The sequence below is a fragment of the Labilibaculum manganireducens genome (assembly GCF_002843385.1).
GTDB lineage: Bacteria > Bacteroidota > Bacteroidia > Bacteroidales > Marinifilaceae > Labilibaculum > Labilibaculum manganireducens.
In genome coordinates, this window is record NZ_MVDE01000026.1 from 34,640 (window position 1) to 51,331 (window position 16,692).

Genomic DNA, 16,692 nt, shown 5'->3' on the forward strand with positions numbered 1-16,692 from the left:
TCTCAGAAGATGACTAATAAGATTATTTTGCGTTTTTCGATATTTCTGATTGTTGCACTTGCTTCATTTTCGGCAATTGCACAAAACAGCCGGAGGGTTTATCAATCGCATAAAGTGAATGGCAACCAGTTGGAACTTGTTACCAATGATGGCAGTTATGAAATTCAGTTTTACAATCAAAACATTGTAGAAACGGCCTTTATCCCGAAAGGGGAAAAGGGAAAAGGAGAATCGACTGCTGTTGTTTTACAGCCCGAACAGACTTCTGTTAGTTGGATCGAAAAGGGGAATGAATTGCAATTCCTGTCTGAGGGAATGAATGTAACAATTTCAAAATCTCCTTTTGATATCAGTTACAGCTACAAAGGCAGACAGTTGCTTTCCGAAAAAGAAGGATACGTAAAAACAGACAGCACCGAAAATATTGATTTTACAATTGATAAGGATGAAGTTTTGTTTGGTGGCGGTGCACGTGTTTTGGGCATGAATCATCGCGGATACCGACTCCAATTATACAATCGGGCTCATTACGGATACGGAACTCATTCCGAATTGATGAATTACACCATGCCTTTGGTGATTTCTTCGAAAATGTATGCCGTTAATTTCGACAACGCACCCATTGGTTATTTGGATTTAGATAGTAAAAAAACAAATACCCTGCGATACGAAAGTATCAGCGGAAGAAAAGTATATCAAGTAATTGCTTCGGATACATGGGAAGGTTTCACTTATGAATTTACAAATTTAACGGGCAGACAACCTATGCTTCCCCGTTGGAGTTTTGGTAATTTTTCGAGCCGTTTTGGATATCATTCCGAGAGGGAATGCAGAGCAACAATCAATCAGTTTTTGAAAGACTCCATTCCTGTGGATGCGATTATTCTGGATTTGTTTTGGTTTGGAAAAGAGATGAAAGGGGAGATGGGAAATTTAGCTTTTGAGCGTGATTCGTTTCCAACACCGGAAAAGATGATAGCTGATTTTGAAGACAAAGGAGTAAAAACAATCCTGATTACGGAACCATTTATTCTGACTACTTCAAAACGATGGGACGAGGCTGTGAAGGAAGAAGTTTTGGGAACCGATTCGATTGGAAATCCTTATACCTACGATTTTTATTTCGGTAACACCGGATTGGTGGATGTTTTTAAACCCAAAGCAATAGATTGGTTTTGGAAGATTTACAAAGGATTGGCGAATAAAGGTATTGCTGGTTGGTGGGGCGATTTGGGTGAGCCGGAAGTGCATCCTTCAGCATTGCAGCATGCAAACGGATCGGCCGATGAAGTGCACAATATTTACGGTCATTACTGGGCAAAATTGATACACGATGAATATCAAGAAGATTTTCCCGATCAGCGCCCGTTTATTTTGATGAGAGCAGGAGCTGTTGGCTCGCAACGATATGGAATGGTGCCATGGACAGGTGATGTGAGTCGCTCGTGGGATGGATTAAAGCCACAAACCGAAATCTCATTGCAAATGGGATTGCAGGGAATTGCTTACATGCATTCCGACTTGGGCGGGTTTGCAGGTGATAATTTGGATGATGAATTGTATACCCGCTGGTTGCAGTATGGTGTTTTTCAACCCATATTCCGCCCCCATGCACAGGAAGCAGTTCCTTCCGAACCAGTATTTCGTGAGGCAAAAACCAAAGCCTTGGCAAAGAAATCAATTCAATTGAGATATCAGTTGATGCCGTACAATTATACACTAGCCTTCGATAATAATCAGACTGGTTTGCCGTTGATGCGTCCACTGTTTTTCGAAGAACAAAATAACAAAGAATTACTATCTGTTTCGGATACCTATATGTGGGGAGATGCATTTTTGGTATCGACCATTACCGATGCTGGCTTAAAAGAGAAAGATGTTTACATGCCTGCTAATTCTGTTTGGTTCGATTTTGTATCCGGGAAGAAATACGAAGGCGGAAAAAGCTGCACCATAACAACAGAGGAAGATCACATTCCCGTATTTGTGCGCGGCGGTTCTTTCATTCCAATGATTAAAGGAATGTTGAATTCCAAAACCTATTCTCTTGAAAATATGGAATTGCATTACTATCACGATAAGTCTGTTGTGGCAAGTAAAGGACATTTGTACAACGATGATGGAACAACTCCTGATGCATATGAAAAGGGAGAGTATGAAATACTGAATTTTGCATCTAAGACTTCCAAATCGAAATTGCAGATTGCTCTTAATACTGAAACCGGAAGCAATTACAAGTCTTTAAATAAGAATATCAATTGGGTTATTCTCAATATAGATAAGAAACCCAAAAAAATATCCTTAGGGAAAAAATCTATTGATTTTATCTGGGATAAAGAATCAAAAACACTACGGTTTAAAGGGAATGTATCAGAAGGGAATCAATCAGTAACAATAAAATTACTATAGGTTTTGTGAGGAAGAATTAAGAGTAGGATGCTTTTTAACCAAAGAATAAAATTGAACCACAAAGAGCACCAAGTAGATCACAAAGGCACACAAAGAATAATATTGATATTAAAATTTAAATAATTATCCGGATCTGAAAAATGGTAACAATCAGTATGTGTTTTCTTGCTATTTGTATTGAAATCAGCGAAAATAATAATGAATCATTTAAAATCAGCGTCTAAAACTATTGAAACAATGAAGAAATTAGGATACAGCTTATTTGTAGTATTGTTTTTTTTGCTGTCGGCTTGTTCAACATCCGAAAAGCAAATTGCAGATGCCGACAAGCCATTTGTGTGGGAGGGAGCTAACTTGTACTTTTTGCTGACAGATCGTTTTTGCAACGGAACCACAGACAATGATGTGAATTTTGAGCGTGAATTGTCTACCGGAAAGCTGAGAGGTTTTGAAGGTGGTGATATCAAGGGAATCACACAGAAAATAAAAGAAGGATATTTTAATGATCTGGGAATTAATGCCATTTGGTTTACTCCGGTAACCGAACAAATTCACGGATCGGTGGATGAGGGAACAGGCAATACGTATGGTTTTCACGGATATTGGGCCAAAGACTGGACTGCTTTGGATCCTAACTTTGGAACGATGGAAGACTTGTCTGAACTGGTGGAAACCGCTCATGCCAACGGAATTCGGATTGTTATGGATGCAGTAATTAATCACACCGGACCGGCAACAGCGACTGACCCAGCCTGGGAAAAAGAATGGGTGAGAACCGGACCAACCTGCACTTATCAGAACTTTGAAACTACCACAGAGTGTACGTTAACTAATAATCTGCCCGATATTAAAACCGAAAGCACACAGGAAGTGACTGTTCCTGCAAGTTTGGCAGAGAAATGGAAAAATGAAGGCAGATACGGGCAGGAAATGAAAGAACTGGATGAATTCTTTGCCCGCACGGGATATCCCCGTACCCCAAGATACTACATGATTAAATGGTTGTGCGATTACATCATTCAGTTTGGAATTGATGGTTACCGGTCCGATACTGTGAAGCATACTGATGAAACCGTTTGGGGCGATTTCCGCAAAGAATGTGAGTATGCATTTCAGCTTTGGAAGAAGAACAATCCTGAAAAGGTGATGGACAACAACGAATTTTATTCTGTTGCAGAAGTTTATGGATACGGTATCAGTAACAAATTTATTTACGATTTTGGCGATAAGCAGGTGAACTATTATGCCAATGGATTTACCGATGTAATCAATTTTGAATTCAAGTACAATGCATTATCGGGCTACGAAGAATTGTTTTCGAAATATTCTGAAATATTAAATGGCGACTTAAAAGGTTACGGAGTTTTAAACTACCTGACATCTCATGATGACGGATCACCTTTTGATCAAAAACGGGAAAAAAGTTTTGAATCGGCAAATAAATTGTTGCTGTGCCCGGGAACTTCGCAAGTATATTATGGCGATGAAACAGCCAGATCATTGATAATAGAAAGAACTGTTGGCGATGCAACTTTACGTTCGTTCATGAATTGGAAAGAAGTTGAAACCGATGAGCATGCACAAGCCGTATTGGCTCACTGGCAAAAGCTTGGCAAATTCCGAAGAGATCATCCGGCAGTAGGTGCAGGAGTTCATAAGATGATTTCAGAATCACCTTACCTGTTCAGCAGAACATATAACAATGCTGAATTGCAGGATCAGGTTTTTGTAGGATTGGATTTGCCAATAGGAGAAAAAGAATTGTCAATAGCAGATTTAGAGGACGGAACCAAATTGCGTGATGCTTATTCCGGTAAGAAAACAAAAGTGGAAAACGGAAAAATAAGCATCGATACCGAATACGATATTCTATTATTGGAATTGTTGTAATTATTTATACAATTGCCCCAAACCCCTAAAAGGGCTTTTTAAAAAATGTTAATGTAACAAATTGGGTAAAGTCCCCTTTAAGGGATTTAGGGGTAAGGCTATAAAGATTTGAAACTAAAACATCACACAAACTAATCATCTAAACAAAATAGCAATGAAAAAATTTAATCACATTGTTCTGGGTTTGGCTTTGCTAACAGGAATGTTGGCATCCTGCCAAAATAAGCCGGCTAAAAAAGCTGTTGCTGAAGAAGTAAAAGTTGAAAAACCCCTTGCATGGACTCGTAATGCGAACATCTACGAAGTGAACATTCGTCAGTACACGCCTGAGGGAACGATCAATGCCTTTGTTGAACACATGCCTCGTTTAAAGGAAATGGGTGTGGATATTCTTTGGGTGATGCCTGTTTTTCCTATCTCCGAAAAAAATCGTAAAGGAAGCATGGGCAGCTATTACGCTGTATCAGATTACCGGGCAGTTAATCCTGAGTTTGGAACTATGGATGATTTGAAAAACATGGTAAACAAAGCTCACGAAATGGGCATGCATGTTATTTTAGACTGGGTTGCCAATCATACTGGCTGGGACAATATTCTAATGACTGAGCATCCTGATTTTTACACAAAAAATGAAGCAGGAGAAATAGTTATTCCCGAAGGAACCGATTGGTCGGATACTGCAGACTTGAACTACGACAACAATGAACTGCGTGAGTACATGATCGGATCCTTAAAATATTGGATTGAGAATGCTGACGTTGATGGATTCCGCTGCGATGTAGCAGGAATGGTTCCTACTGATTTTTGGGAGAAAGCCCGTAAAGATTTAGATGCAGTTAAGCCTGTATTCATGTTGGCCGAAGATGGCGGACCGGAATTGGTTCAAAATGCATTTGATATGTGTTATGGATGGGATTTTCATCATTTGATGAATGAGATTGCCAAAGGTGAGAAAAATGCCAACGATATTGAAGCATATTTCACCAAAATAGATACTGTTTTTCCGGCAGATTCTTACATCATGAATTTTATCACCAACCACGATGAAAACTCTTGGAACGGTACCGTTAAAGAAAGAATGGGCGATGCAGGAAATACTTTTGCAGTATTGACTTTCACCATGCCTGGAATGCCCTTGATTTACAGCGGACAGGAAGCAGGAATGGACAAGCGGTTGAAATTTTTCGAAAAAGATGATATCAATTGGAGCAACAAAAGCCTATTGCCATTCTATACACAATTACTTAGCCTGAAAAGCACAAACAAAGCTCTTCAAAATGGAGTGAAAGGTGGTGAGATTGTTCGTATTTCTTCCGACAAGAACGAAGCTGTTTATGCATTTTCCCGCGAAGCTGAAGGCGATAAAGTACTGGTGGTATTGAACCTGACTGCCGACGCTCAGGAATTTACATTTGCGTCAGAAGTATTAGCAGGCGATTACAAAGACTACTTTAGCAAGGAAGAGGTGAAATTCTCAGCAAAAGAGAAAATGTCTCTTAAAGCTTGGGAATACAAAGTGTTCCTAAAATAAGCAAGACCAATTTCCGATGTTTCGGAAACCAGACATCCTAGTGAAAAGCCGTTCTTATGAACGGCTTTTTGTGTTTTATACCATTCATTCAATAGCTTTGCAGTCCTTAATTTGTCGGGATGTTTGTTGTGAAATCAGTCTTTGTTGCAGCGATTCGGTATAGAAAATTGTAATCCTTTAATATCCATTAGGCAGTAAGCTGTTTGTAATGATGTGTTTGTGGTGATGTATTTTGTTTTGTGATGAAAGTGATTAACGATAATTCACATCTGTTAAATGCACATAATTTATTTTTATTATCTTTACTACCTCTTACTAATAATTAACAAAAGAGTTTGCTTCTCCAGCTCAGGTTTTACGGGAGAAGTTATTATACTTTTACAATTAAGCGAAATATAAATGAGTATTATAGCAAAAATGTATGTTGATGATCTGGTTTACAACATCCGACAATTAGATTTTGGTTTCGACCAAAAAATCAATACCAATGGCACCGCCTCCACACAACCCTTAGGTGGATTATTCAATATAGAGGTAGAAAGTCCTAAAAATACACATTTGTATGCTTGGGGAGCCAGTAATTTGGATATGAAGTATGTGAAATTGGTGTTCTCACCGGTTACACTTGCATCCAAAAGCCGAACCATCGAGCTGTACGATACCCTCTGCATTGCACACCACGACTATTTTCACAGCGAAGGCAAAGATCCAATGGTTAGCGTACTCCGACTCTCACCCGCCATCATCGTTCAAGATGGCCAAACTATGGTCGAAAAAAACTGGAAGGTAACAGATCTAAGCATGCAGAATGTGGAGGCTACGGCTGTGCCTGTTGCTAATGAGCCAAAGCTGGTAAATTATTTTATTACAGATATTTCAGGGAATGAACTTGAAGAATACAATACTGGCGATAAAATAATTTTACAAATTGAAACTGAAAATAGAATTGGTGATATGTTGACTATTAATTTAGATGATAAAACACATGATTTTAAATACAATAACAATATTTTAGTTAACGATACACTTACATACATTATTGGTGAAGATTTAGAGAAGATCGAATTGGAAGTTATTAAACAGGGATAAAAATGGGAAAGAATACTTTTAGAATATCATTTGATGATGGTACTACAAAATCGGTAAGTGTTGAAATTGTGGACGACTATGTTTGTAAATATTGTGATGATGAAATTACATTAGACCAAATAAAAAAGACTATAGGAGGAACTGTAGGATCAAATCAAATTACTAATATTAATAAAGTTTTACCATTTATTAATAAATATAGAAAAGATTTTGGCTTAGATACATGTTTAAAAAAAGCTCATTTTCTAGCACAAATCACTCATGAAAGTGATAAATTTAATTCTCTTGAAGAATACGAAAGATGGAATTACAGATCAGAAAATAAAGCAACTGGAAAAATTGTTAGTTTACCAGGAGTTTTTAGTAACACTCCTATTGAATTTGATGAAACTATGGGTGAATCTCTTAAAGAGTATTTAACTGAAATATTTACTATTAAAGACGATAAAGATAAGGTGTTAACAAAGACAAATGATGAAATCAAAAAATTACTTTTAGACAATAAAGTTAAAGTAGTAGATAAAAAACTTTACACCAATTATCAACAAGGTGAAGAACTTTTAAAAGAAGTTAAAGAGAAAAAAGAGGATGGTACTGAAACAGAAGTAATCAAATTTAAAATATATTTAAAAAGCCATTCTCATTTTGGCATTCCGCTCTTATCTCGAATGTACGCACCATATAAAGGAGATAGAAGAGGACTTGGTAATGGAGATGAACTATCTAAAGATGGGTGGAAATATAAAGGAAGAGGTTTAAAACAACTTACTGGAATTGATAATTATAAAAACTTTACTAAATATAGAAATGGAGTCACTTTTACAGATGATACATCTGGAAAAATTGATTTTGAAAAAAACGACGATTTAGGAAGTCCTCAAGATGCAAAAAAAGGCAATTATGTTAAGGTGTCTGAGCCGATGTATGCTGTGCAATCTGCTTTGTGGTTTTGGAATAAAGGAAGCCAAAAAGACAATAAATATGCTGTCGAACATGCAGAAAATGATGATGTTAATTTAGTTTCTAAAGCTGTAAACGCATTTGATACTGAGAATTTAGCAATACGAGAAGGCTATTATAATAATGCTAGAAAAAAAGATGCTATCGATATTGTTAGACATCATACTGATATTTATGACAATGGAACTGATGAGCAAAAGAAAACATCAAAAGCTTATTTTGAAAAATGGAAAGATAAAGATGATGAAGCTAAAAAGAAATTAGAAGAAATTAATAAAGCAGACTAAGCAAAAACGGATAAAAAAGATGAAACAAAAACAGATTAAAATTCACAAATTAATTTTTCTTTTAATTATTAGTATTACATTAATTAGTTCTTTCTCTTGCTCTATACAAAAAAAGAATAAAGCAGATAATTCTATTAAAGTTGAACTATTAACAGATACAATACAAGAACCGTATGGATATTTCAGTGAGTTAGTAATAACTCCTACAAATAATATTCTTTTAAAGAATATTCAAAATCTTTCTGAAAACAAAATCTTAAACTCAATAGACCCTAAAGAGCGATTAAGAAAAAAAATAGAGCTATCTAACTTATGTCATGAAGGAAGTCTTTCATTCGAAAAATATACCCCAGAAGAGTATAAAATATTAGCAAATAAAAATAGTATTCTTAATGTAGAATATGGGTATAATATGTTTAGTAATCCTGATGACTACTTTAAATACGCAGTCTTTAATTTAGAAAACGGAGAACGTATAACCTATAAGCAAATGTTTAATAATGCAGAAACTATTTTGAAAATGTATAATGATAAATATGTTTCTGAAATTCAAGATTATCTGGCTGAATTAAATAAAGATGACGAGGAAGAGCTTGGTGAGTATGATAGATACAAGTCTCATTTAGAAACTAGAACGCCTTTTCAGTTAGAGGATTTAAACAATTTTGAAATAGTTTATGATTCTACCAAAACAAAAGTAAAAGAATTAAAGTTTCATTACAATGGACAAGGTGGAGTTTATAGACGATTTTTTCCTCCAGGTTTTGAAGAATTTAGTATTGAAGAATTAAAACCACACTTAACAGAAGATTTTAAAAAACGAATTGGTTTGGAGTAAATCGGTTAATACAGTTGCAGAGATAAAACAAGGAATACACTAACGGTCAGTCTAAGCGTCTGACATTTTCGTTGAGGGCTAATCAAGATTTAATAGATAATATAACACGAAACGAAGTGAGTTCTCAGAAACATTTACTGAAGCAGGTAAATTGACCCAGAAATTAATACCAATGGTACTGCCTCCACCGCACCCTTAGGCGGATTATTTAATGTGGAGGTAGAAAGTCCCAAAAACACACACCTGTATGCATGGGGAGCCAGCAATTTGGATATGAAGTATGTGAAATTGGTGTTCTCACCGGTTACACTTGCATCCAAAAGCCGAACCATCGAGCTGTACGATACCCTTTGTATTGCACATCACGATTACTTTCACAGCGAAGGCAAGGATCCAATGGTAAGCGTCCTTAAACTCTCACCAGCCATCATTGTTCAGGATGGCCAAACTATGGTTGAAAAAAACTGGAAGGTAACTGATTTAAGCAGGCAGAATGTGGAGCCTACGGCCGTGCCAGTGAGTACTGAAGATGAAGAGGAGCAAGAAGAATCACAACCTGTAATAACAGAAATGTATTATGAAAGTTTAGATGGTGTAATTTGGAACAATTGGCTTGACCATGGTGAATTTATTTTATGTGTTAAAAGTCAAAATGCCGTAGGGAAATCATTTTCTTCCAATTTAAATTTTCCAAACAGAATAATTGAATACCAGGGAAATGAACTGGTCAATAATAAATTGGAGAATATTGCAATAAACTCCAACGAAATGAAAATCAAATTAAAGTCAAAGTTAAAAACAAAAAAAAATAGGTTATGAAGGGAGTTACAACTATTTGGCTAAACGATTTTCCTGAGAACAAATTAAGCATCGAGGAAAAAGAAATTACCGAAAGTGAACAGGTTCAAGGAGGTGGCTTATTGGAGATTATAAATTATATAATAAGTGAGCAGATAAGATTGGGTAAAGGATCACCATTAGATAATTTTATTCAGGCATTGGGAATATTTCATTATAAACCTGAGGATTCTTTAAATGAATTTGCGGATACAAAGTATTGTTCAAAAGTGCTTAGAGATGTATTGGGCGATGTAATTGTGGGGATTGAAGCCGAAGCCCGATTTATTGTCGCTACCGTGTTTAAACATCTTCAGAAATTGGAGTTTTTGAAAAATGAAGATGAAATATTAATCATTCTTGAACAAGGAGGCTGGACAGAAAAAGAAATAGCAAATCCAACAGCTATTGCAGAACAAATCCTGACCAAGGAAATGAAGAAGCTAAGTAATGGTGCCGAAATTTTGGGATTGACCTCAGATTATGTAGAATCTTACTTTCAAACCAAAGCTCAAAATATTAGTGCCTTTACTTTAGAGCATGCCGAAGATTTCTTTAAAAGCAAAGAATTGAGTGGTAAAAAATTCAAAGCAATTGCAAACTCATTGGGTGCAAGCAATAAAGAGCTTCAACAGCTGATGAAATATAGAACTACTGGGAATACAAAAGGAATAGAATTATTCCTTGTAAATAAAAGAGTAACGAACGGTACGACTGATGCTGTTTTAAAGAGAATGTATCAATCAAATAAGGAATTAAAATCATTTATAGGAACAAATACGAAAGCCGTTAAAGATTTGGTAAGAAAGAGTGGTTATGCAAAAAAATTCATGAAGTTTGCATTTAAAAATGTTAATACTCTAGGATATGTAGACTCATTAATCTCATTGGAAAGTGCTTATGAACCAGAAAAGATGATGGATAACATGTTAACGGCAGCTGGAACTTTGATAAGTGCTTCGGCCGGTTTTGGGGTTAGCGCTTTATTGGCTATTGGTAATGATCATTGGGATCGATTTGAAGAAGATATGTTTGAAGTAATTTATAATTCTTGTGGAATCTCTTGGTCTGATTTATGTGATGTTGATGATGATGGTAAGTTTGAAACGCCTCAATTTTGTAGATTATTTCTTCATTATAAAAAAGAAGAACATATTTTGTTTTCAAATAAAAAGATTGTTCCTACGAGTATTAGAATTCTTGATACAAGTGTAGCAGGGGATGTTTTTGGATTTGAACCAAAATATGTGAATTACTTTTTATATGAAGATCGGGAATTATCGGAAGTGTGTTGTACTCGATACCAAAATTAAATTATTATTATCATGAGTAAAATAAAAAGTTGGAGTTATAATATGAATACTTTATCAAATACAACGAGAAGATTTTATTTAGTAGTGACTATTCTATTTTGTGTATCGTTACTTCCGGCTAAAAGTCAGGAGAATTCTAATACTATGCTTAAGTTAATTAAATCTCATTACAATTTGAGAGCAAGAGTTCTTCATGTTGAAAAAGTTAATGAAGCGCGTTGGGTTTTCTCAAATAATGAAAGGTATGTAGGACATTTTAATTTGAGCGGAAGAACAGAATCATCTAACCTTGTATTATCAAACGACACTATGTTTGTTTCAAAACGAGATACAATTATTTGTTTCAATGGAAAAACGGGAGAGAAATACTGGGTTGAAAAGTATAAAAATAGATCAAATGGAGAAATGTTGAATACAAAATCCAATATCATTCTTACTGACTATAGAGCTTTTAAAGGTATTTGTAAAAGAACAGGGAAATTGGTCTGGACTACTGAAGAGTATAACATTCGAACGAGTAAGTATAATAAACAGAAGGATTTTCTTTTTCTATCAAAAGATTCGACTACCGTTGGCTTAGATGCTGCATCAGGAGAAAAAAAGTGGGAATATAAAAGCAGTATGCCGTTTTATTTGTTGATGACTCAGAATGATTTTTTAATAGGTAAAAGCAAAGATACTTTATTATGCATTTCTATTAATTCTAAAAAAATTATCTGGAAGTATAAAGAGGAATATTTCGATTCAGTTACTGCATGTGGGGATAATATAGTTGTGAGAAATCGTAATGATAGTATTCTTAAACTAAATATAGAAAATGGGAATATTCTATCTAAAGAATTTATGAAATATGATAGAAATTGGATTGATATAATTTTAACACAAAAAGGTTATGTGAAAAAAAGAATGGGACAAAAAGGAATATCTCTTGCAGGTAAGAAATTAGACAAGCCAAAATGGACGTATGAATTCCCAAATAATGAGACGCTTAATGTGCCTATTAACAAACCTATTGGATCAGATGAAAAGAATCTTTACATAAGTACAGAGCAAGGAAAATTACGAGCCATAAACCTTAAAAACGGGAAAATGTTGTGGGAGTTTGATACTTATTCTCATGTAACATCAAATATAGTAATAGGAGATGGAGTATTGTATCTAGTGAATGTTACAGGTCAGGTAATTGCCATTGATGCCAATTTAAAAGATGGCGTGCAAAAGTGGACTAATTTTAGAGATCGTTAATAATTACTTTATGAAGATTAAAAGCAGTTCTATAAATGGATTGCTTTTTGAATTATGATATGAGAGATGGTTTGGTGAACTTTCTGAAAAAGAAAAGAGGATGCGATAATAGCGATATTGGAAAATTCTAGTCATAAAGAGGAATTCGTTAAAATAAAAAACAATATAAATTTATAACTAAGAATCTGAGAGTGTTTTTATTGGTCTTTGGCTGTGTATCTGTTTTTTTGGATTGTAACTTTGTTTATAAAACGAAGTATTCGTCAAGGACATAAACAAAAGGAGTTGAAGTCTTAATGACTAATAAGTAAGGAAAAGGAATTGTTGTGTAATTGAACATATTTATAGATGAGTAAATTTAAAATAATAATAGTTGTTAGTATTTTAATGATTCTTTTAAATTCATGCAAAGATACCAAGGAAGCTATTGTGATAGAACAGAAAAGGGTAGATTATCCTGTCGTTTTAAGAATGAGTTCTAAGTACAAGAAAATTTTTAGAATTAACCTTCCTCTTAAACTTAAAATCAAGAATAATTCTTTAAGGAGAAGATCTTTTACTTCTATCGATTATGAATATGAACCTTTCAGACGGAGGTTCGGGATAACCTTGTTCCGAGAGCAAGAGAAAAAGTTAAAGAGAATATCAAATACTAAGTTTAAGCATATATATCCATATGAAGAAGAGGAATTTGTTTTTAAAACATGGCATAGATTGGATTCTTCTCAAACTTTTCAAAAGTATTTCTCAGAGGATATTAAAAAAATGATAGCACTTAAACAGGATACATTACTTGTTGGTAATTTAGATGATTTTAAATGCAATTACAAAGAAATATTTGATCAAATAGTTAGTGGTGACTCTATTAGGATAGACTTTAGGAATCCTAGAGCAGGAGATAATTTAAACGGAAGAATTACTGTGCCTGTAGAATGGTAAACATTTATTTATGAAAAAAATACTCAAGTACCTAGCTCTTATTCTTTTTTGCGAAATAATTAGCTTAAGTATTGTTGCATATATTAATCTCTATTTTCGACAATGGAAGTATATGAATATTACGCACCTTTTGATTTTTTTCGTTTTGGTAGTGGTTTTATTTTTTTCAATAAAGAAATATGGAGCTAAATTTCTTTACCGCATATTAGCAATCCTATTGTTTGCTGGAATTAGCTTTTTTGGAATGGAATCGATTGATGGATATTTAATGTTTGATAGAGAAATATCAAAAACGATATTACATTTATGCGGATGGGAAAATATATCCATTTGGGAGTCGGAATCGGAATCAAGAGTATATGGATTGTTTACGATCATATTGCCAGGTTTTATTGTGTTTTACACTTTGCTTATGTTGTTGTTTGGGAGGTTCTTACCTAAATTTTTAAAGTGAAATCTTTTATGAGAATTGAGTATATATATAATAATATTCCACTAGGAAGAAATTATGGGATAGGATTATTTGAACAAAAAAATGACAGTATTTCTATTCGTTTTTTAGACTCTAGCACAAAGAGTGGTTTAGGAGAAAGGATTGCCGTACCTGTAAAATGGTAATTCTTTAGGTCCTAATCTCCAATAAACGATTTGGCAGGTGTGCTTATTCAGCAATATTTCGGAAACCAGATACCCCAGCGAAAAGCCGTTCATGTGAGCGGCTTTTCCTATTTAGTGTGATTTTTAAGGCAATTCAAAAATAAGTTTGGTGGGTATCCGGCGCAAGCCAGGCAATCAAAAATAAGTTTGGTCGGTATCTGGCGCAAGCCAGTCAATCAAAAAATTATTTGGAGCTAGGCTGGCGCAATTTAGACGATCAAAAAAAAGTTTGGTGGTCATCTGGCACGAGCCAGGTAGTCAAAAAAAAGTTTGGCGATCATCTGGCACGAGCCAGGTAGTCAAAAAATTGTTTGGCGGTCGTCTGGCGCAATTTAGATAATTAAAAAAAAGTTTGGTAGTTGTTTGGCGTGATCCAGGCAGTCAAAAAAAAGTTTGGCAATCATCTGGCACGAGCCAGACAATCAAAAAAAAGTTTGGCGGGGTAGTGTCTCAATTTTTGTGTAATTGTTTTTATTTAATTTTAATGTGTCCACATCTTTCAGGAAATGCCGTGTGAAAATCCAAAGCAAATTCGTTAGTTGATGCTGTTTTGGTTGAGTACATCCATAACCATGCTTTTGTAATTTCGGCCAATTGGGATGTATTTTTGTTCGACTTGAACAAGGCTTGAAGTGAAACTTTCAATTTTGTCGATCGCAATAATAAATGATCTGTGTATTCTTAGGAAATTTGTTTCGGGTAGCTTTTCTTCAATGTTACTAATGGTGTTAAGAGTAATAATTTCCTGTCCGTTTTCCTGATAAATACTTACATAGTTTCGCAGGCTTTCAATGTAAAGTATTTCATGTAAGAAAACTTTCACCATTTTCTTTTCGGATTTCAAGAATATAAATGCTTGATCGGTGTTGCTTTGTTCCTTTTTTTCGGGAATCTGATAATCGTGTTTTTTGAGCTTGAAATATCTGTTTACAGCTTTAATAAAACGTTCGAAAGGAATAGGTTTGATTAAATAATCCAAGGCTTCCAGATCATAACTTTCCAAGGCATATTCTGAATAGGCAGTAGTGAAGATTACTGTTGGAGGATTGGAAATATTTCGCAGCAATTGAATTCCTGTTAATCCCGGCATTTGAATGTCCAGAAAAAGCAAATCAATTTTTTTACTGTTTAAAACAGATAAAGCCTCAACTGCACTTTTGCATCTTCCTTCCAATTGCAAATAGTCAATTCGCTTTATATATTCTTCCATTATATCAAGAGCAAGATCTTCATCATCAACTAGTAAACACTTTACTTTCATACGATTATTATTTTATGTTTTTGCCATATGGTTCCAAAAGCTTTCGGGATTACCAAGTTGGGATAATCATCTCCCTGTGTGTCAAAATCGCTTTGGCACGGACGTTTCATAACAATTGTAAATTTAAAAGAACACTATAAGATTCTTCAGTATGTCTTATTTTAAGTTCATGTTTTTCGGGATAGATTAAAGATAATCTCCTTTTTACATTTTGCAAACCAATGCCACCTGCAACAGAATCTTGATTGGAGCTTACTTTCGGAATGCTGTTTTCAATTTTCAGAACCAGTTTATTTGACTTACTTCCAAGTTCGATGGTGATCCATGCATTTTTATCCAATCCTTTGGTACTGTGTTTAAAGCTGTTCTCAATAAATGGCAGGATGATCATTGGAGCAATGTGATTGCTGTCCAAATTACCCCAAATATTCAAACTTACATCAATACGGTCTCCATATCTTATCTTTTCCAATTCCATATAACTTTTGATGCTATCCACTTCTTTGTGTAAATCAACCTGAGTAGAATTGGTTTCGTAAAGCATGTACCGCAGCAAATCCGATAGTTTCAGAATCACATCAAGTGATTGATCAGACTTTTTTAATATCAGTGAATACAAACTGTTTAGAGTATTGAAAAGAAAATGAGGTTGAACCTGATTTTTTAAAAAGATTAATTCAGCCTCTAGCTTTTCTTTGGCCAGAATCTGTTCGTTCTGCTGAACTTTTGCTAAATATTCCATCAGTTTTACTGTCATGGGTAAGGCGAGCACAGCTCCTAAATTAACGGCTCCCCGAACTATTTGAGTGAGAGAAAAAGTTGATTCTTTTTGCCATTCAGGGAAAAAGAAATCAACAATAATCAGGTTATCGGTTATGCGTTGAATAAAGGCAGCAAAACCGATTAGGATAAGGAAATAAAAAAGGAACTGCCAAATTTCCCCTTTGTATAAAAACCTTGGATACAAGTAGTAAATAACAGCATAAACCAAGAGTATTTTTACCGGTAGATTGATTAGTTCGACCTTTACTGTTTTTATATAATTTGCATCGAATGTGCCCCATGCATAAGCAAAGAAAAGTACAAATATGATCCAGTAAGTAAGGTGCTGAACAAGTCTGTTATTTACGACTTTGGAAAGCCAATTATTCTCGGGGGTGATGATCTGCATTCTTGTAAAGATAACTATTCCGAAACTACATATGTACGGCATTTTACAAATATTCGCTGGATATTTAAGTGTGTATTGGATATAAAACCTACTTTCTATTGCCAACAACCATTTTTATGGGATGTTTGCAAACAAGAACATTATACAGTAATCCGCAGGAGTAGTTATACTGTTTGCAGTATTTATTTGCATCTCATTAAGAGGATTGGTTACTTGAACTAAAATCAAATGAAACGTCCATATATAAAGCTTTCGGAGCCATCTA

At 34.8% G+C, this 16,692-nt stretch carries 13 protein-coding genes; 11 read left to right on the plus strand and 2 right to left on the minus strand.

The annotated features are described in order from the left end of the window. Window positions 1-9: 9 nt before the first annotated feature. The 11 genes from BZG01_RS15210 (at window position 10) to BZG01_RS21595 (ending at window position 13,956) form a co-directional block, all read left to right on the plus strand. Window positions 10-2,409, plus strand: a complete 2,400-nt coding sequence (locus BZG01_RS15210) for a glycoside hydrolase family 31 protein (protein ID WP_101310696.1) — start codon at window positions 10-12, stop codon at window positions 2,407-2,409. A 237-nt stretch (window positions 2,410-2,646) separates the two neighbouring features. Then, on the plus strand, window positions 2,647-4,299 hold the full coding sequence (locus BZG01_RS15215) for an alpha-amylase family glycosyl hydrolase (protein ID WP_101310722.1): 1,653 nt from the start codon (window positions 2,647-2,649) through the stop codon (window positions 4,297-4,299). 154 nt (window positions 4,300-4,453) lie between these two features. Next, window positions 4,454-5,830 carry an alpha-amylase family glycosyl hydrolase gene (locus BZG01_RS15220; RefSeq protein WP_101310697.1) on the plus strand — a complete coding sequence of 459 codons (1,377 nt, stop codon included), beginning with the start codon at window positions 4,454-4,456 and terminating at the stop codon, window positions 5,828-5,830. A gap of 399 nt (window positions 5,831-6,229) precedes the next feature. Then, complete coding sequence (tssD, locus tag BZG01_RS15225; protein WP_101310698.1) at window positions 6,230-6,919, plus strand: type VI secretion system tube protein TssD; 690 nt, start codon at window positions 6,230-6,232, stop codon at window positions 6,917-6,919. Between the two features lie 2 nt (window positions 6,920-6,921). Continuing rightward, a complete protein-coding gene (locus BZG01_RS21590; RefSeq protein WP_101310699.1) occupies window positions 6,922-8,166 on the plus strand; it encodes a hypothetical protein in 1,245 nt (414 codons plus the stop codon). A 19-nt stretch (window positions 8,167-8,185) separates the two neighbouring features. Then, window positions 8,186-9,004, plus strand: coding sequence for a hypothetical protein (locus BZG01_RS15235; protein ID WP_101310700.1), 819 nt, complete (start codon window positions 8,186-8,188; stop codon window positions 9,002-9,004). 162 nt (window positions 9,005-9,166) lie between these two features. Beyond that, window positions 9,167-9,823, plus strand: coding sequence for a type VI secretion system tube protein TssD (tssD, locus tag BZG01_RS15240; protein WP_281256438.1), 657 nt, complete (start codon window positions 9,167-9,169; stop codon window positions 9,821-9,823). Next, window positions 9,820-11,154: a hypothetical protein gene (locus BZG01_RS15245; RefSeq protein WP_101310702.1), complete on the plus strand. Its 1,335-nt coding sequence runs from the start codon at window positions 9,820-9,822 to the stop codon at window positions 11,152-11,154. The genes tssD (BZG01_RS15240) and BZG01_RS15245 overlap by 4 nt, the downstream gene beginning before the upstream one ends. A 12-nt stretch (window positions 11,155-11,166) precedes the next feature. Next, window positions 11,167-12,399: an outer membrane protein assembly factor BamB family protein gene (locus BZG01_RS15250; protein ID WP_101310703.1), complete on the plus strand. Its 1,233-nt coding sequence runs from the start codon at window positions 11,167-11,169 to the stop codon at window positions 12,397-12,399. A gap of 348 nt (window positions 12,400-12,747) precedes the next feature. Further along, window positions 12,748-13,338, plus strand: a complete 591-nt coding sequence (locus BZG01_RS15255; protein WP_101310704.1) for a hypothetical protein — start codon at window positions 12,748-12,750, stop codon at window positions 13,336-13,338. 462 nt (window positions 13,339-13,800) lie between these two features. Next, window positions 13,801-13,956 (plus strand): hypothetical protein, encoded by a 156-nt coding sequence (locus tag BZG01_RS21595; protein ID WP_180327341.1) that lies wholly within the window; start codon window positions 13,801-13,803, stop codon window positions 13,954-13,956. Window positions 13,957-14,530: 574 nt separating this feature from the next. Here the strand turns inward: BZG01_RS21595 and BZG01_RS15265 are convergent. Both BZG01_RS15265 and BZG01_RS15270 read right to left on the minus strand, forming a co-directional pair. After that, window positions 14,531-15,256, minus strand: coding sequence for a LytR/AlgR family response regulator transcription factor (locus BZG01_RS15265; protein WP_101310706.1), 726 nt, complete (start codon window positions 15,254-15,256; stop codon window positions 14,531-14,533). Between the two features lie 106 nt (window positions 15,257-15,362). Beyond that, the gene (locus BZG01_RS15270) at window positions 15,363-16,469 is read right to left on the minus strand and encodes a sensor histidine kinase (RefSeq protein ID WP_101310707.1); all 1,107 of its coding nucleotides are present in this window, start codon (window positions 16,467-16,469) and stop codon (window positions 15,363-15,365) included. Between the last annotated feature and the right edge of the window lie 223 nt (window positions 16,470-16,692).

Coding starts and splice junctions, on each gene's coding strand:
- BZG01_RS15220 (WP_101310697.1), top strand. CDS start 4,454: ATGAAAAAATTTAATCACATTGTTCTGGGTTTGGCTTTGCTAACAGGA.
- BZG01_RS15245 (WP_101310702.1), top strand. CDS start 9,820: ATGAAGGGAGTTACAACTATTTGGCTAAACGATTTTCCTGAGAACAAA.
- BZG01_RS15265 (WP_101310706.1), bottom strand. CDS start 15,256: ATGAAAGTAAAGTGTTTACTAGTTGATGATGAAGATCTTGCTCTTGAT.
- BZG01_RS21595 (WP_180327341.1), top strand. CDS start 13,801: ATGAGAATTGAGTATATATATAATAATATTCCACTAGGAAGAAATTAT.
- BZG01_RS15255 (WP_101310704.1), top strand. CDS start 12,748: ATGAGTAAATTTAAAATAATAATAGTTGTTAGTATTTTAATGATTCTT.
- BZG01_RS21590 (WP_101310699.1), top strand. CDS start 6,922: ATGGGAAAGAATACTTTTAGAATATCATTTGATGATGGTACTACAAAA.
- BZG01_RS15270 (WP_101310707.1), bottom strand. CDS start 16,469: ATGCCGTACATATGTAGTTTCGGAATAGTTATCTTTACAAGAATGCAG.
- BZG01_RS15210 (WP_101310696.1), top strand. CDS start 10: ATGACTAATAAGATTATTTTGCGTTTTTCGATATTTCTGATTGTTGCA.
- BZG01_RS15250 (WP_101310703.1), top strand. CDS start 11,167: ATGAGTAAAATAAAAAGTTGGAGTTATAATATGAATACTTTATCAAAT.
- tssD (WP_101310698.1), top strand. CDS start 6,230: ATGAGTATTATAGCAAAAATGTATGTTGATGATCTGGTTTACAACATC.
- BZG01_RS15235 (WP_101310700.1), top strand. CDS start 8,186: ATGAAACAAAAACAGATTAAAATTCACAAATTAATTTTTCTTTTAATT.
- BZG01_RS15215 (WP_101310722.1), top strand. CDS start 2,647: ATGAAGAAATTAGGATACAGCTTATTTGTAGTATTGTTTTTTTTGCTG.